16 protein-coding genes and 1 pseudogene are annotated in these 19432 nt (G+C 62.8%); 7 read left to right on the top strand and 10 right to left on the bottom strand.

Annotated features, from left to right (window positions below):
- The first annotated feature begins 146 nt into the window (after nucleotides 1–146).
- Nucleotides 147–956 (top strand): GGDEF domain-containing protein, encoded by an 810-nt coding sequence (locus ACOVRJ_RS16800; RefSeq protein ID WP_422044983.1) that lies wholly within the window; start codon nucleotides 147–149, stop codon nucleotides 954–956.
- Between the two features lie 28 nt (nucleotides 957–984).
- On the opposite strand, the gene ACOVRJ_RS16795 is transcribed toward ACOVRJ_RS16800, so the two are convergent.
- The 6 genes from ACOVRJ_RS16795 to mutL form a co-directional block, all read right to left on the bottom strand.
- A complete protein-coding gene (locus ACOVRJ_RS16795) occupies nucleotides 985–2172 on the bottom strand; it encodes a lipocalin-like domain-containing protein (RefSeq protein WP_422044982.1) in 1188 nt (395 codons plus the stop codon).
- A complete protein-coding gene (locus ACOVRJ_RS16790; protein ID WP_422044981.1) occupies nucleotides 2169–4841 on the bottom strand; it encodes an ABC transporter permease in 2673 nt (890 codons plus the stop codon). Before ACOVRJ_RS16790 ends, ACOVRJ_RS16795 begins: the two co-directional genes overlap by 4 nt.
- Nucleotides 4826–5503, bottom strand: a complete 678-nt coding sequence (locus ACOVRJ_RS16785; RefSeq protein ID WP_422044980.1) for an ABC transporter ATP-binding protein — start codon at nucleotides 5501–5503, stop codon at nucleotides 4826–4828. Before ACOVRJ_RS16785 ends, ACOVRJ_RS16790 begins: the two co-directional genes overlap by 16 nt.
- Nucleotides 5490–6485 carry a tRNA (adenosine(37)-N6)-dimethylallyltransferase MiaA gene (gene miaA / locus ACOVRJ_RS16780; protein ID WP_422044979.1) on the bottom strand — a complete coding sequence of 332 codons (996 nt, stop codon included), beginning with the start codon at nucleotides 6483–6485 and terminating at the stop codon, nucleotides 5490–5492. The genes ACOVRJ_RS16785 and miaA overlap by 14 nt, the downstream gene beginning before the upstream one ends.
- Before the next feature lie 39 nt (nucleotides 6486–6524).
- Entirely contained in the window at nucleotides 6525–8372 is a 1848-nt protein-coding gene (locus ACOVRJ_RS16775) for a pseudouridine synthase (protein ID WP_422044978.1), read from the bottom strand.
- Nucleotides 8373–8473: 101 nt separating this feature from the next.
- Nucleotides 8474–10414: a DNA mismatch repair endonuclease MutL gene (mutL, locus tag ACOVRJ_RS16770; protein WP_422044977.1), complete on the bottom strand. Its 1941-nt coding sequence runs from the start codon at nucleotides 10412–10414 to the stop codon at nucleotides 8474–8476.
- A gap of 82 nt (nucleotides 10415–10496) precedes the next feature.
- On the opposite strand from mutL, the gene ACOVRJ_RS16765 reads away from it, so the two are divergent.
- Nucleotides 10497–11153: a DedA family protein gene (locus ACOVRJ_RS16765; protein ID WP_422044976.1), complete on the top strand. Its 657-nt coding sequence runs from the start codon at nucleotides 10497–10499 to the stop codon at nucleotides 11151–11153.
- Nucleotides 11154–11163: 10 nt separating this feature from the next.
- Here the strand turns inward: ACOVRJ_RS16765 and ACOVRJ_RS16760 are convergent, their stop codons facing one another.
- Entirely contained in the window at nucleotides 11164–12558 is a 1395-nt protein-coding gene (locus ACOVRJ_RS16760) for an N-acetylmuramoyl-L-alanine amidase (RefSeq protein WP_422044975.1), read from the bottom strand.
- Nucleotides 12555–13064 carry a tRNA (adenosine(37)-N6)-threonylcarbamoyltransferase complex ATPase subunit type 1 TsaE gene (tsaE, locus tag ACOVRJ_RS16755; RefSeq protein ID WP_422044974.1) on the bottom strand — a complete coding sequence of 170 codons (510 nt, stop codon included), beginning with the start codon at nucleotides 13062–13064 and terminating at the stop codon, nucleotides 12555–12557. The genes ACOVRJ_RS16760 and tsaE overlap by 4 nt, the downstream gene beginning before the upstream one ends.
- Between tsaE and queG the strand changes: the two genes are divergently transcribed.
- Nucleotides 13065–14174 carry a tRNA epoxyqueuosine(34) reductase QueG gene (queG, locus tag ACOVRJ_RS16750; RefSeq protein WP_422044973.1) on the top strand — a complete coding sequence of 370 codons (1110 nt, stop codon included), beginning with the start codon at nucleotides 13065–13067 and terminating at the stop codon, nucleotides 14172–14174.
- 42 nt (nucleotides 14175–14216) lie between these two features.
- Here queG and ACOVRJ_RS16745 read toward each other — a convergent pair whose 3' ends face one another.
- Nucleotides 14217–15128, bottom strand: a complete 912-nt coding sequence (locus ACOVRJ_RS16745) for an AEC family transporter (RefSeq protein ID WP_422044972.1) — start codon at nucleotides 15126–15128, stop codon at nucleotides 14217–14219.
- Between the two features lie 185 nt (nucleotides 15129–15313).
- Between ACOVRJ_RS16745 and ACOVRJ_RS16740 the strand changes: the two genes are divergently transcribed.
- From ACOVRJ_RS16740 to ACOVRJ_RS16730, 3 genes are all read left to right on the top strand, one after another.
- Nucleotides 15314–16294 carry a tripartite tricarboxylate transporter substrate binding protein BugE gene (locus ACOVRJ_RS16740; RefSeq protein WP_422044971.1) on the top strand — a complete coding sequence of 327 codons (981 nt, stop codon included), beginning with the start codon at nucleotides 15314–15316 and terminating at the stop codon, nucleotides 16292–16294.
- A complete protein-coding gene (gene xerD / locus ACOVRJ_RS16735) occupies nucleotides 16248–17237 on the top strand; it encodes a site-specific tyrosine recombinase XerD (protein WP_422044970.1) in 990 nt (329 codons plus the stop codon). Before ACOVRJ_RS16740 ends, xerD begins: the two co-directional genes overlap by 47 nt.
- A 77-nt stretch (nucleotides 17238–17314) precedes the next feature.
- The gene (locus ACOVRJ_RS16730; RefSeq protein WP_422044969.1) at nucleotides 17315–17917 is read left to right on the top strand and encodes a MarC family protein; all 603 of its coding nucleotides are present in this window, start codon (nucleotides 17315–17317) and stop codon (nucleotides 17915–17917) included.
- Between the two features lie 55 nt (nucleotides 17918–17972).
- Here ACOVRJ_RS16730 and ACOVRJ_RS16725 read toward each other — a convergent pair whose 3' ends face one another.
- Complete coding sequence (locus ACOVRJ_RS16725) at nucleotides 17973–18614, bottom strand: Vat family streptogramin A O-acetyltransferase (protein ID WP_422044968.1); 642 nt, start codon at nucleotides 18612–18614, stop codon at nucleotides 17973–17975.
- 472 nt (nucleotides 18615–19086) lie between these two features.
- On the opposite strand from ACOVRJ_RS16725, the pseudogene ACOVRJ_RS16720 reads away from it, so the two are divergent.
- Nucleotides 19087–19432 (top strand): annotated as a pseudogene (locus ACOVRJ_RS16720) (isocitrate lyase); the annotation flags it as partial.

Raw genomic sequence — 19432 nt, 5'->3', positions numbered from 1 at the left:
CTTGCAACAGGGGCCTCGGGTATTGATACCCACCGTTGGGGGGCAGGCTTTGAATCCGCTGGGGCTGTGCTGAAATGGCCGGACAGGGAAAAACGTGCGCTGTTCGCACAGTTACTGCTAAAAAATTGAAGAGCAGACCAAGACACATGCATGAAGAACTGGAAGCTCCGATTTGGCTTGGGCCCGTCAGAGCTTGGCTCGGTCGTTGGGGCTACCACTGGACCCTGTTGATCCTCGCTTTGCTCGTCGCCTTGATGGCGGTGGGCCTGTCCAATTTGCTCGTTTCCCTGCGCGGAGAGGGGGATCGTGTCTCCGCCTCCATTGCCGGTGGCGTGTGCGGGCTTTTGCTGGTGTTGTCCGCAGGTTCGGCCTTCTTGCGCCTGCTGTCCTACCAAGAGCAAGCGGATCGCAAGCTGATTCGGGTGGCGACGCTGGATGCCCTGACGGGCGTTTTCAACCGCAGGCATTTCTTGAATCTGGTCGAGCGCGAATGGTCATTGGCCCGCAGATACGACACGGCCTGCGCGCTGCTGGTCATCGATGTGGATCATTTGAAACGCGTCAATGATGGTTTTGGCCAGCGCTGTGGCGACATGCTCTTGCGTCAGGTCGCCGAAGCGTGCAGCGAAACCTTGCGTCAAGCCGATGTCTTGGCTCGCTTTGGCGGCGAGGTGTTCATCCTCTTCTTGCCGCATACCGACCCCTTAGGCGCGCTAGACGTGGCCGAGCGCATCCGCGAACGGGTGGAAGGTCTTGATTTCGCCTGGAATGGGCATGGCATTCCGACCAGTGCCAGCATCGGCGTCGCGGCCCTGCATCGCAGCCACGCCTCACTGGATCAATTGCTGCATGAGGCCGAGACCGCGCTCGATGCGGCCAAAGCGGAGGGGCGAAACTGCGTGCGCGCCGGGGAGGGCTTGCTGCCAGGCATGCCAGACCAGCTGTTGAAGAGCTGAGGCCTCCAGCCCAAGTCAGTCGGTGCCCTCAAGACAGCTTGACGGCGCCGGCGTAACCCGTCATTTCCAGGTAGCCGAGTCCGAGGCGTCGACCCTGGGGGTCAAGCAGTTCGGCCGGACCCTCCCAGTAGCGCATGCCGGTCGTGGCGCGGGCGTCGATTTCTTGGTCGTCGATCAGGGCGTTCAAGCGCAGTCGGCCGATCGGCGCGGCCACGTCCCAGACCACCGGATATTGGGCCTGGCTCTTCGGGCTGCGCCAATGCTTGAGCGCTTGTAACATCACTTGATCTGGCCCGAAGTTTTGGGCTTCGTTGCCAGCGCCTGCCTTGCGCCAGCTGCCGCCACTCCACAGTGTGCTGCCATCGGCGCGACGCAGGCGGAACAGGGTGAGCGCAGAGCCATCATGCAAATTGATGCCCATCCAGTCCCAGCCCACGGCCTTGTCTGTACTTTGGGTGTTGGCAGCGCCCAGCAGGTGATCGCTCCACTCATGATCGAGCCAGGCCAGGCCATGCATCGTCCGTTGTCGCCCTTTGATCGTCAAACGCGCCTCGGTCTGCAACTGAACCTGGCTGTAGTAGTGGCTGAACTGCTCGGCCGCCGGGCCTTTGCGGGAGAAGCCTGCTTCACCCTGGAGCAAGGGCGGCTGCAAGGCTTGCAACCGCAGCTGCAAATCGATGGCGCCATGTATCGCTGCCGAATACCGTGAGCCCGAGGACGGACTGTCAGGATCTCGACGCAAAAACCAATCCGCCATATGCACATCGCAATCGGATTCACTGGCCTGCGCCAGACCAGGAAATTGCCTGGCAATGCGTTGATCATGGCTCAAGCGCGTTGCGGCGACATCGCTCAAGGCCGCGTGGGCCATCATCAAATGTCGAACGGCAAAAGCACTGGGGTGATCATCCCGCGCGGGACCGCGGACCCGGAAGAATGTCAGCTGAAAGCCATAGCGCGGCTCGCTGTGCTCAGTGATGGGCCCCGCAGCGTCGAACAACACACCGCTCAGGTACCACCATTCCAAACGGGTCTGGGGATGAGAACCAAAGTCGCGCGGAAAGCTCACGCGGCTTCGGCGCGACGCGGCATCTGGCCCGGCGATAGCAAAACCGGGCAGGCCTGCCGCCGTTGCTGCAGCCAAAAACAAAAGGCGCCGTCTTTGCAGCCAAAGGCTGGAAGGGGGCCGCCAGCGAGGCTTCAGTCCGTGGTTCACCAATCCTCCTTCACGGCCTGCACCGCTTGAGCGCTCAGCGCTTGGCGCCCAGCCAGCAGCGTGGTGGCCACGCCAGCCACGAACACGGCCGCCACCAGGCCCAGCAGTGGGCGCCAGGGTAGGCTGAGTTCCATGCTCCAGTGAAAGCTTTGCGGATTCACCACAAAGACCAGCACAGCGCTGAGGCCCACACCCAGGGCCAAGCCGGCCAGCGCGCCCACGCCACAGAGCAAGACAGCTTCCCAAGCGAGCAGGCGCAAGATACCGGCGCGACTCAAGCCCAGATGCCACAGCAGGCCAAACTCTCGCTTGCGTGCCAAGGCTTGCGCCGACTGGCTGGCCGCAATGCCAAACAAGCCAATCGCCAAGGCCACCGACTGCAGCCAGAGCGTGACGGCGAAGCTGCGATCAAAAATGTGCAAAGAGATGCTGCGCAACTCCTCGAGCGATGCCAACTCCAGATCTTCGGGCTGCTGCGCGAGCGAGCGGATGCGCGGCACCAAGTCCGCTGCGCGATCTCCGGGACGCAGCCACAACAAGACTTCGGTGCTGACGGTGTTGCCGCTCCAGGCGCGGTAGTCCGCCAAGTCCATGATCAGGGCAGAACTCTGGCGGGCATAGTCGCGCCAAACGCCGCGGACAAAGACTTGTCGCTGACGGGTGCTGTCCGCAGGGCGGCTGACAGGGCCGTCCTGTCGGGCATCGAGACTCAGCACCAGCATTTGACCGGGCTGCAGATTCAGGCTGTCACGCATGGCCTCATTGATATAGACGGCTTGGGCGCCCGGCTGCGGTGCCGCCGCCAGTGCCCCGACCCAGGGCATATCGTCTTCGCGGACCTTTCGGGCCATCAGTGCGAGCGGTTCAGCATGACCGGGCAGCCATAAGCGCCCGCTGTACTGCGGCAAGACCTGTTCGGCCAGTCCACTGTCGTGCAGCTTGGCAATCAACTCCGGCGGCAAAGGGGCCGTCTGCCCCTCAGCAACCCGCAAGCTGGAGCGCAGATACAGGTCAGCGGGCAGCATCTGTTCCAACCAGCCTTGCAGGGCGGTGCGGAAACTGCCCACCATGACCAACATGGCCACCGACAGGCTCAGTGCCACCAAGATGCCCGCCAGAGCCCGCGTGGCGGCGCCGGCTTGGTCTTGGGCGTGTTCGCGCACCAAGAGCAGGGTGGCACTGTGCGGCCTCGCCCTGAGCAGCCGGGTGCAAGCGCGCAAGAGACTGGGCACACAGGCAATGCCGCCCAGCAGCAGACTCAACATGGCCGCATAGGCGGCCAACGGCACATTGGCCCATCCGCTCGAAACCGGCAAGGGTGGCAGCAAAGCCAGGGCCAGGCCGAGCAGCAAGAGCGCCGGGCCGAGCCAGCCGGGTAGGACCAAGGCCGTGTCATGTCCCAAGCCCTTGAGGACTTGTGCCACCGGCATGCGGCGAACCGACAAGGCAGGCAGGGCGCTGGCCAGCACGCTGATCAAGAGGCCCAGCAAACCAAAGCCGGCCGCCGCCGGCAGGTGTTGTCCGGCGTCGAAGCTCAGGCCTTGGGAGCCGCCGATGCCAATGGCCAGCCCCAAGTCCCCCGCCAGGACCTGACGCAGTCCCAAATCCGCCAGGGCCCAGCCCAATAGCAAACCAAGCCCACTGCCGATCGCACCGAGCACCATGCCCTCGGCCAGAATCAAACGGCCGCGCTCGCTCGCACTCATGCCCAAGACGCCCAGCAGGGCCAACTGAGGCAGCCGCTGGCTGACCGACAGCGAGATCACCGCAAACACCAGAAAGCTGCCGCTGAACAGCGCCATCAGGGAGAGCACGCCCAGGTTGACTCGGTAGGCCCGGGTGATTTGGCCCATCCAGGCGCCGTCGTCGCTGGGCGGTTTGGCCTGTAAGCCGGGAGGCAGACCTGGCTTGCCGACACGAGCGAGCCATTCATCCGCGGCGATGCCGGAGCTCAGGCGTAGGTCGATGCGGTCGATCCTCCCCAGCCGACCCAGTAGCAGCTGCGCGCCGGCGATATCCATCACCGCCACGGGTGCACCGCCGGCGCTATGCCGGCCCCCAAACAGCGCAAGATGATTGTGGGCCTGGCCTGTGCTGGCATCGGCCACGCGCAGCGTGATGGGGCTGGACAAGGCCGGCCTCGCACCTAGTTTTCGCAGCGCAGCGTCGTTGAGCAAGAGTCGCTCGGGATCGAGCAGATGCATCGCCGTAACTTCGGCGGAACCGCTGTCCTTGAGGGGCATCAGCTCGGGCGAAAGGGCTGCAGCTTGCAAAAAATCCAGACCGATCACCGTCAGATTGAATCGCTTGCCATCTGCGCCGCTCATCTGCGCCTGGCCCTCCAGGCGCGGCGCCGCCAGCACAAGGTCCGGCAGGTTTGCGATGCGTGCGTAATCGGACTCCGAGATCCCTGCAGAGCCCGGTTCGGCCAGCCTTTCTACGATCAAATCGGCCTGACCATTGATACTGGCTGCTGCGCGGCCAAACTCGGCCAGCGCACTGCTGTTCAGCAGATGCACCGCGTAGGCCAGGGCCACGCCCAGCACGATGGCGACAAGCGCCAGCGATTGCCGACCCGCTTGATGTCGAAGCACCGGCCAAGACAGTCCGCGCAACCAGCGAAACCAGTGCACGAACGGGCCGGGATGCATGTTCAGCGAGGTTTCCAATGACTCAGGCTCGGGTCGTTCAAGCCCTGATCATCCAGCCTGAGACAGCGGTCGGCCCGCGCAGCCGCGCGCTCCGAGTGAGTGACTAAAAGGCAGGCCGCACCTTGCTGCTGGACCTGCGCCTGCAGCAAATCCAGCACCAGGCTGGCACTGCGAGCATCAAGATTGCCGGTGGGCTCATCGGCCAAGACCAAGGCGGGTCGATGCACCAAGGCCCGAGCAATGGCGACGCGCTGCATCTGTCCGCCTGAGAGCTGCCGCGGCATGCGTGCTCCCAGGCCCTCCAAGCCCACACTGCTCAGCATTTCTTGTACCCGGCTCGGGTCGGGGCGCTGCAGCAAAAGCAAGGGCAGGGCGATGTTGTCGGCCACGCTCAGATGCGGCAGCAAATGAAAGGCCTGGAACACAAAGCCGAGCTTGGCGCGCCGCAGCAGGGCTTGCTTAGGTTCAGGCAGGGCACTGAGTTCCACGCCATCCAGCCAGACGCTGCCGCTATCGGGTCGGTCCAAGCCGGCTAGGCAATTCATCAAGGTGGACTTGCCCGAACCGGATTCACCCAGCAAGGCGACCATCTCGCCGGCGGCCAATTGCAGGCTCAGGTCAGCAAAGACCGCTTGGCCTGCGTAGGCCTTGCTCAGCGCATGCGCCTCAAGCAGGGCCATGGCTTGCGGCAGGGCCTGGCTTGGCAGCGGTTTGAGCCTTCAGCAGCAGACGCTGCAAGGCGGCCAAGACATGAAGCTGCGCCTGCGGGTCTTCACAGGCAATCACCTGGCGCTGCGGCATGCTGCGCAGCCAGGTCATCTGACGTTTGGCCAGTTGCCGGGTGGCGGCAATACCGCGCTCGGGCAGCGATTTGAAGTCGCCGCTGTCCAGCGACTCCCAGGTCTGACGGTAGCCGACGCAGCGCATGGAAGGCAGCTCGGCATTCAGATCACCTCGCGCTTTCAGTGCGCGCACCTCTTCCACCAAGCCCTCGGCCAGCATCTGCTCGAAGCGCTTCGCCAAGCGCGCGTGCAGCCAGGCCCGGTCGCTGGGCTCCAGCGAGATCAGCGGCCAATCCACCCCAAGGCTGCGCACTTGGTGCAACTCACTCATCGGCCGGCCCGACAAGATGCAAACCTCCAGCGCCCGCTGAATGCGCTGCGAGTCGCCCGGCGCTAAGCGTGCGGCGGTGATGGGGTCAAGTCTTGCCAGTTCGGCATGCAAGGCAGGCCACCCTTGATCCGCCGCCTTGGCATCAAGCTCGGCGCGCAAGGCCTCGTCGGCTTGAGGCATCTCGCTCAGGCCGTCAAACAAGGCCTTGAAGTAAAGCATGGTGCCGCCGACCAGCAGCGGCAGCTTGCCGCGCGCCAAGATCTCATCGGCCAGCTGCCGCGCCGAGGCGACGAACTGCGCGGCCGAATAGGCCTCCAGCGGATCGATGATGTCGATCAGATGGTGCGGCACCGCAGCCAACTCGGCGGCAGTCGGCTTGGCCGTGCCAATGTCCATGCCCCGATACACCAGGGCCGAATCGACGCTGATGATCTCCACCGGCAAGAACTCGGCCGCGGCCAAGGCGGCGGCCGTCTTGCCGCAGCCCGTCGGCCCGGCAATGCAAATCGGCCCCGTGAACTGCATTTCTTGAATTGGGGTCAGGTTCATTTTCTTAGGCGCAAACAGCCGAAACAGCCCAGCACTGCATCAGTCAAAACGCTCCCAAGGCGTCAAGAAGCGCCATTGGCCGACCGGCAGATTGCCCAGATTGATGCGGCCGATACGCACCCGCTTCAGCCCCACCACCTTGAGCCCGACCTGCTCGCACATGCGGCGGATCTGGCGCTTGCGACCCTCGCGCAGCACAAAGCGCAGCTGGTCCTCGTTTTGCCAGCTGACCTTGGCCGGCTTGAGCTGAACACCGTCCAGCTCCAAACCATGGTTCAGCAGCGCCAAATCGGCGGCGGGCAGGCGTCCGTCTTCGCTGCGCACACCGTCGCGGCCGTGGTACTCGACCCGCACCAGGTATTCTTTTTCGATGCTGGAGTCTTCACCGATCAGCAGCTTGGCGATGCGACCGTCTTGGGTCAGCACCAGCAGGCCGGTGGAGTCGATGTCCAAGCGTCCGGCCGGCGCCAGGCCGCGCGAGTGACCGATGTGGTACTTGATGCCCGAGCTGTCTTCGCCCCACTGCGCATCGGACTTGATCAAGACGGAAGCAGGCTCATAGCCATCCTCGGCTTGGCCGGACACATAGCCAATCGGCTTGTGCAAGAGAATGGTGACGCGCTTGGCCTGCTCTTTGTGGGCCAAGGGGTCGATTTCGATCTTTACATCGGGTGAGACGCGCTGGCCCAACACGGCCAGCTTGCCGTCCACCCGCACCCAGCCGGCGGCAATCCACTCATCGGCTTCGCGGCGCGAGGCCAAGCCGAGCACGCCCATTTGTTTGGACAGGCGCACGCCTTCGCTGTTCGGATCGGTGTAGACGTCGCCGTCTTCATCATCCTCGTCGTCATTGAGTTGACGCCGCAGTTGAGCGGCAGCCTCGCGCAGATGCGCGGGCAGCTGTTGGCCAGCGCGCTCGGCGGTGGCCGAAGGACGGGGGTAGCCCGGACGCGGACCGCTGGCGCGGCGCTGATCTTGACGGGGCTCTTGTCGAGAATCTTGGCGCGAGTCCTGGCGCGGATCTTGTCGCGAGTCTTGGCGCTGGCCGCGATAGCCTTCGCGCGAGTCTTCACGGCGTGAGTCGTGGAAAGACTCGCGGCGTGGCTCTTGCGCATAGGAGGGACGCTGGCCCTGCCAGCGGTCTTCGCGACGACCGGCACCGCCAGGGCCGCTCGGGGCAAAGCGGTCATCGGGATGGCGTCGTTGGCCTCTGTCCGGCCCGCCTTGGGCATAGCCTCGGCCTGGGTTGGCATCGCGGCCGAAGCCGGAGCGCCTGTCGTCTTGACGCGGGCCTTGTTGGTCATACTGGCCTTGCTGACCTTGCGAGCCGCGGGGGCCATAGCCGCCAGGGCCGCGCGCATCGCGGGGCTCGTAGGGCCGTCCCTGTGTGCCGCGACCCTCGTCACGGAACTGAGGCCGGCCTTCATGGCGACCCTCAAAGCGGTCGTCATTGCGCCCCTCATTGCGCCCTTCAAAGCGCGGCTGCTCACGGCCTCGGAAGCCTTGTTCCGAACGGCTTTCAAAGCGTGGCCCCTGGTTGCGCCAACCGTCGCGGGCTTGGCCACCATGACCTTCATGGGCTGGACCGCGTGCGGGGCCTCGGGCGTCGCCGCGTGGGCCGCCCCGGTCTGCGCCTTCATGGCCGCGGAAGGGCCGGTCTGAAGGACGATGGTCCGGACGTCCCGGCGGGCCTGAGCGACGTTCGTCGCCACGGCGGCTTTCAAACTGTGCTTGCCGCTGCTCACGTTCGGCCTTGGCTTGCTCGAGGCTTTGGCGGGGGCGCGATACGCCCTTGCCGCGAATCGGCGCGCGACGTTCGGCGTCGGGGCCGCGTTTGCCGGAACCGGGTGGGCCTGCATTCTTCTTGTTGAGTTTCAAAGTGGCCATCTTGCCTCCGGGGGGTCCATCAAAAACATGCCGCCGTTGCGGCCGATCAGGGCTTTAACGGCGAACGAGCGCGAGCGTTCAGTGGGGGTCAATGACCCGCTTCAACGTCCGCGCAAAAACAGCGCATCCAGTTCACGCATGGTCAGCTGCCGCCAAGTCGGGCGACCATGATTGCACTGATCGGCTCTTTCCGTGCGCTCCATATCGCGCAAGAGCCCATTCATTTCTTCCAAGCTCAGCTGCCGATTGGCGCGCACAGCACCATGGCAGGCCATGGTGGCCAAGATCTCGTGCTGCGCGCGCTCAATCGCGTGGCTGGCGTCAAACTGGCCCAACTCGGCCAGCACACCGCGCACCAAGTCCACCACATCGCCGCCCATCAGCAAAGCCGGACGGGCTCGCACCGCCAGCACCTTGGCCGACAGCGGCGCCACATCCATGCCCAACCGTTCCAGCGTCGAGGCATGCGCTTCGGCGGCCGCAATCTCGGCGGCCGTGGCAGCGAAGGTGATGGGGATCAGCAAGGGCTGGGATTCGATCTTGGCGGATCCTAAGCTGGCCTTGAGCCGCTCGTAGACCACCCGTTCATGGGCGGCATGCATATCGACAATGATCAAGCCCTGGGCGTTCTCGGCCAGCACATACACACCCTGAATCTGCGCAATCGCGCGGCCCAAGGGCCAGTCATGCGTTGGCAATGTTTGTGCCGGCGCCTCACCTGCTGCAGGGTCAGGTCTTGCCAGAGGCAAAGTTGCTGAAGTCTGGCCATACAGCGTGGCGACCTCGCTGAGCCCAAGGGAACTCTGGGTGTTGCTACGCCAGCTGGGTACGCCGCTGTTGTAAGCCGCGCGGCTCTCTTCGGCTTGCGCTGTTGCGGGCTTGAACCAGACCGGCGGATTGCCGGGCGAGGGGCGGGTGCCGGTGATCACGCTTGCGGCGGATTCGGTGTCCGAGCTGATCGAGGCTTGCGCTGGCTCAGCCGCCGCAATTTCATTGGAACGGGAGGCCGCCAGCGCATCTTGCACCGCATAGCGCACCTGCTGGTGCATCTCGCGGCCATCGCGGAAGCGCACCTCGATCTTGGTCGGGTGCACATTCACATCGACCCGGTCCGGCGCGATCTCGATGAACAAGACATAGCAAGGCTGGCGATTGCCGTGCAACACATCTTCATAGGCTGACCGGATGCCGTGCGCAATCAGCTTGTCACGCACATAACGGCCATTGACGTAGACGTACTGCATATCGGCGCGGCTGCGCGCCGCTTCCGGCAAGCCGGCCCGGCCATAGATGCGCAGTGGCCCGGCCTCCGCGTAGACCGGCCGGCTGGCCGCCATGAACTCGGCGCCCAAGACATCGCTCAAGCGCTGCTCGGACGCGCCGGCGCGCAATTGCTCGACCAGCTTGCCCTCATGCCAGACGCTGAAGGCCACATCCGGGCGCGCCAGCGCATGGCGGCGCACCGATTCCAGACAATGCGCCAGCTCGGTGGCGTCGGTCTTCAGGAATTTGCGCCGCGCTGGGGTGCTGAAAAAGAGTTCGCGCACCTCCACGCTGGTGCCTCGCGCACGGGCGGCCGGCTGCAACTCGCCGGAGCGAGCGTCGAGCCGGTGCGCATGCGGGGCACCCTCAAAGCGGCTGGAAACCGCCATTTCGGCCACCGAAGAGATGGCGGCGAGCGCCTCGCCCCGAAAACCCATGGTGGCCACCGATTCCAACTCGTCGAGATTGCGAATCTTGCTGGTGGCGTGACGTTTCAAGGCCAGCGGCAACTCTTCGATCGGAATGCCCAGGCCGTCATCCTCCACCACGATGGCGCGCACGCCGCCGGCCATCAGCTTGACCTGGATCTGGCTGGCGCCGGCGTCAAGCGCGTTGTCCACCAGCTCGCGCACGACGGACGCCGGCCGCTCCACCACCTCGCCGGCGGCGATCTGGCTGATCAATTCATCGGGGAGTTCGCGAATCGCGCGCCGGGCGGCGGGCTGGGCCGCGGCGCCACTCGGCGCAGGCGGCAAAGAAACAGGGGAGGACACATCCATACGTCTATTGTAAGAAGTCCGGCCGCGCCGCCGATGAAACGGGCAAAACTGTCGTCATCAACTGCAGCCATAATCCGCCGCCATGGAAATCATAAGCTTCTTGATCGACTTCATCGTCCACGTGGACAAGCATCTGGCCAGCTTTGTGCAAGCCTATGGCGTCTGGGTTTACGCTTTGCTGTTCTTGATCATCTTTGTCGAAACCGGTGTGGTGGTGATGCCCTTCTTGCCGGGGGATTCGCTGCTCTTCGTGGTCGGCACCTTGTGCGGCGCGGGCTTGATCAATCTGCCCTTGGTGATTGGGATCTTGCTGGTGGCTGCGATATTGGGTGACCAATGCAACTACACGATCGGGCGCTATGTGGGCCCCAAAGTCTTCCAATGGGAGCAATCGCGGTTTTTCAATCGCCGCGCCTTTGACGCGGCCCATGAGTTCTACGAGCGTAACGGCGGCGTGACCATCATCATTGCCCGCTTCATGCCGTTTGTGCGGACCTTCGCCCCCTTTGTTGCCGGTGTGGCCGCCATGGACCGCGCCAAGTTCACCGCCTACAACGTGATCGGCGCCTTGATTTGGGTGATTGGCATCACGCTGGCCGGCTACTGGTTCGGCAATCTGCCCTGGGTGCAGGCCAATTTGAGCAAGATCATCTGGGCCATGATCATCATCCCCGGGCTGATCGCCATCTACGGCGGATGGAAGGCTCGCAAGAGCGAGGCCGCGAAGGCCTCGGCTTGAACGTCAGGAGTTAAGACAGGGCGCGGTGACGCGCCAGTGGCGGGTTCTTGGCAAAGTAGCGCGCAATACCGGTGGCCAGGGCTTCGACCAAACGCTGCTGGTACTCCGGATCCCGCAGGAGCGACTCTTCCTCCGGGTTGGAGATAAAGGCGGTTTCCACCAGGATGGACGGCACATCGGGGGCTCTCAGGACCGCGAATCCTGCTTGCTCCACCTGCTTTTTGTGGAGCCGCCCGACTCGCCCCATTTGGCCCAGCACTTCCTTGCCGAGCTTCATGCTGTCCTTGATCTGGGCGGTGGTGCTCATGTCCAACATGGCTCTCAACACGCTGGTGTCTTTGACCGCGGTGTTGTTGACGCCGCCCACCATATCGGCGGCATTCTCTTTGTTGGCGATCCAGCGAGCCGCCGCGCTGCTGGCCGCGCCGTCGCTGAGCGCAAACACCGAGGCGCCGCGCGCCTTGGGCGTGAAGAAAGCGTCGGCATGAATCGAGACAAACAGGTCGGCTTTGACGCGACGCGCTTTGCGGACCCGCTCGTGCAGCGGTACGAAGAAGTCTGCGTCGCGCGTCATCATGACGCGGATGTTTGGGTTGCTGTTGAGCCGGTCGCGTAGCTTCAGCGCGACCGAAAGCACCACGTCCTTCTCCTTCAGCCCCGTCGGGCCGATGGCCCCTGGATCCTCACCGCCATGGCCCGGGTCCAGGGCGATGACGATCAGCCGATCAAGCCGGGCCTGATTGAGTTCTTTCTCCTCGGCTTTGTCTGGCGTTTGGGGCAGGACAGGCGCGGGGATGGAGGTTTGGGGGTTCGGCGCCGGTTTGGCAGCGGCGATCACGGCAGGCGTGGTGATCGGGGCCTTGCTGACGCGGCCAATCAATTCACCCAACGCATCCTGTACCGACTGCGCTGCCGCATGTTCGGCCTCTTCCTTTTCCTTGATCAAGGCCAGCAAGGGGTCTTGTTCTTGCTTGGGGTAGAGGTCAAAGACCAAACGGTTTTGGTAGGCGGCCACCGGGGCCAAGGTGAAAATCTGCGGCGCCACAGGCTGCTTGAGGTCGAGTACCAGGCGCACCACGCGCGGCGTGTTTTGGCCGACGCGAACGCCGGCGATGTAGGGGTCGTCGGCGCGCACCTTGGCCAGCAGTTCGCGCAATCCGGCGCTCAGCTCCAAACCCTCAATGTCAATCACCAGGCGATCCGGTCCTTCGACCAAGAAATGCTTGGCTTCCAGCGGCTTGTCCGACTCCAGGGTCACGCGGGTGTAGTCGCTCGCCGGCCAAACGCGGACCGCCACAATCGTGCTTGACTTGGCCGACACCGGTGCCGAGGCCTGCGCGGGCTGCAAGCGCAGGGTCAGCAACAAACTGCCCATCGCTGCAAGGGCTTCGCGGCGGCCCTTCATTGGCAAGCCTCCAAGCCCTGCAATAGCGCCAGGCCAAATGGGCTGCCGGCGTGCAGATCGACCAAGCGGCTGTCGTCCCCTTGTACGCTGAGGCAGATCTGCAGATCGGCGCTGGGCAACATGCCCGCCGCTTTCTCCGGCCATTCGCTCAGCTTCAATCCCGGGGCTGCAAAGATGTCGCGAAAGCCGGCGTCTTCCCACTCGCGCGGGTCATTGAAACGATAAAAGTCGAAGTGGCTGACCTCGCCGACTTGAATGAAGTCAGCACCCAATTCATAACTCTCCAACACGGCGTAGCTGGGACTCTTGATACGCCCCGTGACACCCAAAGCGCGCAGCAGGTGGCGGGTGAGGCTGGTCTTGCCGGCGCCCAGGCTGCCGTGCAGCTCGATGCTGGCGTTGACAGGTGCAGGACTGTGTTGCAGCAGTGCTGCCAAGCGCTGTGCAAAAGACTCACAGGCCGCTTCGTCGGGCCAATGCAGATGGCGGGTTTCTAGAATGCGCAAATGACCCAGGCTCCACAAGACATCAAAAATATCAACCCAGAGGCGATGCAGGCGCTGGTGGGGCAGCTGCGTGTCTGGGCACTCGAATTGGGATTCTCCCAGATTGGTGTGGCCGATATCGACCTCAGCCATGCCGAGCCCGGCTTAGAGGCTTGGCTCGCCGCAGGTTTCCACGGCAGCATGCACTATATGCAGTCGCACGGACTGAAACGGGCGCGGCCGGCGGAGTTGGTACCGGGAACCCTGCGTGTGATTACCGCACGCATGGACTATTTGCCGCGTCAGAGTGCGGAGGACTGGCAGGCCATCGAATGGCAAGGTCTGCGCGACCCGCAGCGCGCCCAACTGTCGATCTACGCACGCGGCCGCGACTATCACAAGGTCTTGCGTGCACGGCTGCAAAAGCTGGCCGAGCGTTTGAGTCAAGCCGTCGGCCCTGTCGGTTACCGCGTCTTTACCGATTCGGCGCCGGTTCTGGAGGTTGAGTTGGCTTCGCGATCCGGCATTGGTTGGCGCGGCAAGCACACCTTGACCCTGCACCGCGACGCCGGCTCGATGTTTTTTCTTGGAGAAATCTACGTCGATTTGCCCTTGCCCTTGAGCGAAGCCGTGAGCGCGCACTGCGGCCAGTGCACGGCCTGTCTCGATGTCTGCCCGACCGGGGCCATCGTCGGGCCGCAGCGGGTGGATGCGCGCCGCTGCGTTTCCTACTTGACGATCGAGCACGAGGGACCGATACCGCTGGACCTGAGACCCTTGATCGGCAACCGCATCTATGGTTGCGATGATTGCCAGCTGATCTGCCCTTGGAACAAGTTTGCTCAGAAGTCCACCGTGGTCGACTTTGACCCGCGCCCTGAGTTGCAGGCTCCGAGCTTGTTGCAGCTGTGGACCTGGGATGAAGCCGATTTCTTGCGGCGCACCGAGGGATCGGCGATTCGTCGAATTGGCCATCAGCGCTGGCAGCGTAATCTCGCCGTGGCCAGCGGCAACGCCTTGGCCAAAGCCGAGCATGCCGCCTTGCGCCAGGCGCTGGTGGAGCAACTGCCCAAGGCCTCTGACTTGCTGGCCGAACACATCCATTGGGCCTTGGCGCAAACACCAGCTTGAGTGCCTGTCCCAGTGCCGAGCCAAGCTGAGTACGCTGCCGATTCAGAGGTGCTTCAAAACCATCAGCCACAAAGGCAGGCTGAGCATGCCCAGAAGGGTGGACAGGGTGACCAGACCCGCGACAAAAGGCCCGTTGCCGCCCATCCGCACTGCGAGAACATAGGCGCTTGAGGCGGTTGGCAAGGCGGCAAACATCAGGAGCATGGCGCCTTGTTCGGCTTGTAGCTTCAAGGCCTCGGCCATGATCAAGGCCACCAGAGGCAGCATCAGGTGGCGTATCGACAAAATGGCGCAGGCCAAGCCGGGTGCTTGCTTCAAGGCGCCGAAACGCAGACCCGCGCCCACCGCCATCAAGCCCAGCGGCAACGCTGCCAGGCCGATCCTGTGCAGGGTGAGGGCGGCCGGTTCCGGCAGGCGCAGTCCCAGCAGATTGGCCAGCAGGCCGGCCACGGTGCTCAGAATCAGCGGGTTGCGTGCCAGCTCGCGCCAGTAGCCGTGACCGCCGTGCCGCGCCAGCGGCCAAACCGCCGCGATATTGCAGACCGGCACACACAGAGCAATCAGCAAGGCCACCCACGCAACGCCTTGGGCCCCCAGCAAACGCTCGGCCACGGCCAAGGCAATGAAAGAACTGAAGCGAAAGGCGACTTGAGCGCCCGAGGCGTGCATTTCCCTCAGGGACTCACTGCGCCACCAGGGCAGTCCTCGAAGGGCATACGCGAAGGCGACGCCGGCGAGCACCGTCGCCAAGCCGCCAATGGCCAATTCGGCCGTGCTGCCCAAGTGCAAAGGCGTGCGCACGATGGAATTGAACAGCAAGACGGGGAACAGCAGGTAGTAGACCAAACGTTCAGCGGCCTCCCAAACCGGCCGGTTCAGTGCGCTGTACCGGCACAGCACAAAGCCGCAAAGAATCAACAAAAAATCGGGCAACAGCAAGAGGACGTCGGGCATGGGCGAAGTGTGCCTCGTCCCGGCGAAGCTGGGTTCTTCCGCTGTTTCGTGAGTGCGCCGAGCGCACTTCGGGCCTGCGCAGTCCAAGGGCTTCGCGTCTGAAAGCTCAGCTTGTGGCATGCTCTGCCGCGGCGCCCTTGAGCGCGGCCAACGGGAACCACCAAACCAAGAATTGGAGCAAGCAGATGATTCGTCGTAATTGGGTGTTGGGCGCCACGAGCGCACTGTTTCTGAGCAGTTTGGCTGCTCCTACTGCCTGGGCACAGAACTATCCGAATAAACCGGTCAAATTGATCGTGCCTTTTGCGCCCGGCGGAACCACCGATATCGTGGCCCGTGTGCTGGCCGAAAAGCTGAATTTGGCACTGGGGCAACAGGTGTTGGTGGAAAACAAGGCGGGTGGCGGCGGTTCGGTCGGCGCTACAGAAATCGCCAAGTCGACGCCTGATGGCTATACCCTGGGCATGGCCACGGTTTCGACCACGGCGGCCAACCCCGCCATCAACCCCAAGATTGCCTACAACCCGCTGACCGACTTCACGGCCATCACCAATGTGGCGGCCACGCCCAATGTGATCGCGGTTCACCCTTCGTTCCCGGCACGGGATTACAAGGGCTTTATCGCCGAGTTGAAGAAGAATCCAGGCAAGTACAGCTATTCCAGCTCGGGGACGGGGGGCATCGGTCACTTGCAGATGGAGCTGTACAAGAGCTTGACCGGGGTCTTCTTGACCCACATTCCCTATCGCGGCGCCGGTCCTGCCCTGAACGACACGGTGGCCGGCCAAGTGCCGATGATTTTTGACAATCTGCCTTCGGCGCTGCCCTTCATCAAGGACGGCCGCTTGATTCCCATCGTCGTGGCCGCACCCCAGCGTCTGAGCCAGTTGCCGAATGTGCCGACCTTCAAGGAATTGGATCTGGAGCCGGTCAATCGCATGGCGTACTACGGCATTCACGGCCCCAAAAACCTGCCCAAGGAGGTGGTGGACAAGGTGTTTGCTGCGGTTAAAAAGACGGTCGAGTTGCCTGACGTGAAGGCCCGCATTGAAGGCACGGGGTCTTTGGTCATCGCGAACACCCCAGAGCAGTTCACGGCGCAGATCAAGGCCGAGTTTGATGTCTACAAAAAAGTTGTCGAGCGGCAAAAACTCAAGCTTGACTGACGCTGCTTCTGGAGCCGAGCCGGCATTGGATGAAGTCGCCCGCCGGCTCAGCCTACAAAGCCAAGCCGCGATTGAGAGCTTTGGCCAAGCCTTGTGGCTGGAAGACGGCTTGGCCGCCAACACACTCGAGGCTTACCGGCGTGATCTGCGCTTGTTGGCCGACTGGCTGGCCAGCCATCCTCGCCTGAGCTTGGATGGCTGTAGCGAACTCGATTTGCTCGCTTATGCCAGCGCTCGTCATGCGGGCAGTCGCGCGACCAGTGCCAATCGGCGCCTGAGCGTGTTCAAACGCTACTTTCGCTGGGCCTTGCGCGAACAGCGCATCAGCCAAGATCCGACGCTGCGTTTGCAGAATGCCCGCCAAGCGCTGCGAGTGCCCAAGCTGCTCAGCCAGTCTCAGGTGGAGGCTTTGCTGGCCGCGCCTGACACTGGCACGCCCTTGGGCCTGCGCGACCGCGCCATGCTGGAGTTGATGTATGCCAGCGGACTGCGAGTCACCGAGTTGGTGACCTTGAACAGTGTTCATGTGGGCTTCAAGGAAGCAGTGCTGCGCATCACGGGCAAAGGCGCCAAGGAGCGCTTGGTGCCTTTTGGCGAAGAAGCTCACCTGTGGCTGATGCGCTATTTGCAAGAGGCGCGATCGGCCTTGCTCAAGGGCGTGTCTTGCAACGCCTTGTTTGTCACCGTGCGCGGCGAGGGCATGACGCGACAAATGTTCTGGACGCTGGTGAAAAAATACGCGCAGCAGGCCGGCATCACAACGCCGATGTCGCCCCACACCTTGAGGCACGCTTTCGCCACCCATCTGCTCAACCATGGCGCCGATTTGCGCGCGGTGCAGTTGTTGCTGGGGCATGCCGACTTGTCCACCACGCAGATCTACACCCATGTGGCGCGCGAGCGCCTCAAGGCCATTCATGCCCAGCATCATCCGCGCGGATAGAGGCCTCTGAACGCGGTGCGCTGAGGCTCCTGCGGCGCCATTTACGCCAGTCACTTGAGCAAGCGACAATCGCGCCCATGGATCACAGCTTTCTCTCCGCCTTTATCCTGCTTTTGCTGGTGCTTGACCCGCTGGGCAGTCTGCCAATCTTTATCTCCATCATGCGCGAGGTGCCCAAAGAGCGGCGCACGCGGGTGGCGGCGCGCGAGGTGGGCATTGCTTTTGTCGTGCTCTTTGCCTTCATGTTCTTGGGCGGCACGTTCTTGGAGGTGATGCACCTGTCTGAGCGATCGCTGGAGGTGGCCGGTGGCGTGATTCTCCTGATCATTGCGATCAAGATGATTTTCGGCAGCTCGAGTGAATCTGCCTATGGGTTGGAGCCGGGCAAAGAGCCTTTCATCTTCCCTCTGGCCGTGCCCTTGTTGGCTGGCCCCTCGGCGATGGCCACGGTCTTGCTGCTGGCCTCACGTCAACCCGAGCGCATCTTTGATTGGATCGGCGCTTTGACGGCGGCCATGCTGGTGTCGGGCCTCACCTTGCTGCTGGCGGACCGGATTCGCAAACTGCTGGGTGACTCGGTGGTGTCGGCCATTGAAAAGCTGATGGGCCTGGTGCTGACCGCGATTGCGGTAGAAATGATTCTGGCCGGCTTGAAGCGCTACTTCGTCGGCGGGCTTTGATTTGGCAGCACTGACCGAGGCAAGGGGGCGATAGGCCGATTCTCGGCCTCGCCATCTAACGCTTGATTGCGGCCTGCAATGCCGCTAAGTCGCCGCCGGTGATCAGTTGCAGATTCGCGGTGATCATCTCGGCTGACCAATCCCACCAAGCCAGCGCCTGCAACTGCTTCGCGACCTCATCGGGGAAGCGCTGTTTGATCAGCTGCGCCGGATTGCCTCCCACCACTGCATAGGCCGGCACATCGCTGACCACCACCGATCGCGAAGCGATGATGGCGCCGTCGCCGACCTTGACGCCCGGCATGATCAAGGCGTCATAGCCAATCCAGACGTCATTGCCGATCACGGTGTCGCCCTTGTAGGGCAGGTCGCCGGGCTGCGGTGCGGCGGCCTCCCAGCCATTGCCGAAGATGAAGAAGGGGTAGGTCGAAAACCCTGAAGTCTTGTGGTTGGCGCCGTTCATGATGAACTTGACGCCGCGAGCGATGGCGCAAAACTTGCCGATGATCAGCTTGTCGCCAATAAACGGGAAGTGATAGAGCACATTGCGCTCGAAGTTGCTCACGCCTTCCGGATCGTCGTAATAGCTGTAGTCGCCCACGATGATGTTGGGATTGTGGCTTAGCGCATTCTTCAAATACGCCACCTGCGGAAAGCCCGGCATGGGATGGAGGGCGCTGGGTTCGGGGCCTTGCATAGTGTTCTTTTCACTTCCTGTGGCTTGTGCTTCCTCACTATAGCGAGGACGCCCAGACACCATGGGGCTGTAGCTCTCGCCATTTGTGTGATGCCGTGGGGCAGTGGGGCGGCTATTGCGTAGCGCCGGGTTCGCTGCCAAGTGCAGTCCGCTCTAGTGGCCGGATTGCTTCATGGCGCATCAATCGGATCTAGCGCTTGCTCAATTCACGATGCGAAACAACGATTTCATATCGTGAAATTAGGCGTTGCTGCGCCGCCGCATTTTTTCTCATGATGATGAATCACTTTTCATAATCAGAAATGCAAATCGCAAGTCTTTGAATTTAAAGGAAAACAAATTTAGTCTTATATAAGATATAAGTATTCCGCTGCGACGGAAAGAGGAATAAATTTAGTCCCAAGCAAGACGCTTTTTCTTCTCTCTTCCTTCTTTCCTTTCTTTCTTCCCAACGTCTCAGCAGGAGCAAATCATGACGAACTTGACCCGTGAACAGCAAATCGCCGCCCTCGAAAAAGACTGGGCCGAAAACCCCCGTTGGAAGGGCATCACCCGCGGCTACAGCGCTGCCGATGTGGTGCGTCTGCGCGGCTCGCTGGCCATTGAGCACACGCTGGCCAAGCGCGGCGCTGAAAAGCTCTGGGGCTTGGTCAACACCGAGCCCTTCGTCAACTCGCTGGGCGCGCTGACCGGTAACCAAGCGATGCAGCAGGTCAAGGCTGGCCTGAAAGCCATTTATCTGTCTGGCTGGCAAGTGGCGGGCGACGCCAACAGCAATGGCGAGATGTACCCCGACCAGTCGCTGTACTCGGTGGACT

Origin of the sequence: Roseateles sp., from assembly GCF_049240545.1 — a bacterium.
GTDB lineage: Bacteria > Pseudomonadota > Gammaproteobacteria > Burkholderiales > Burkholderiaceae_C > Paucibacter_A.
This window is presented reverse-complemented; position numbering and strand designations above follow the sequence as displayed.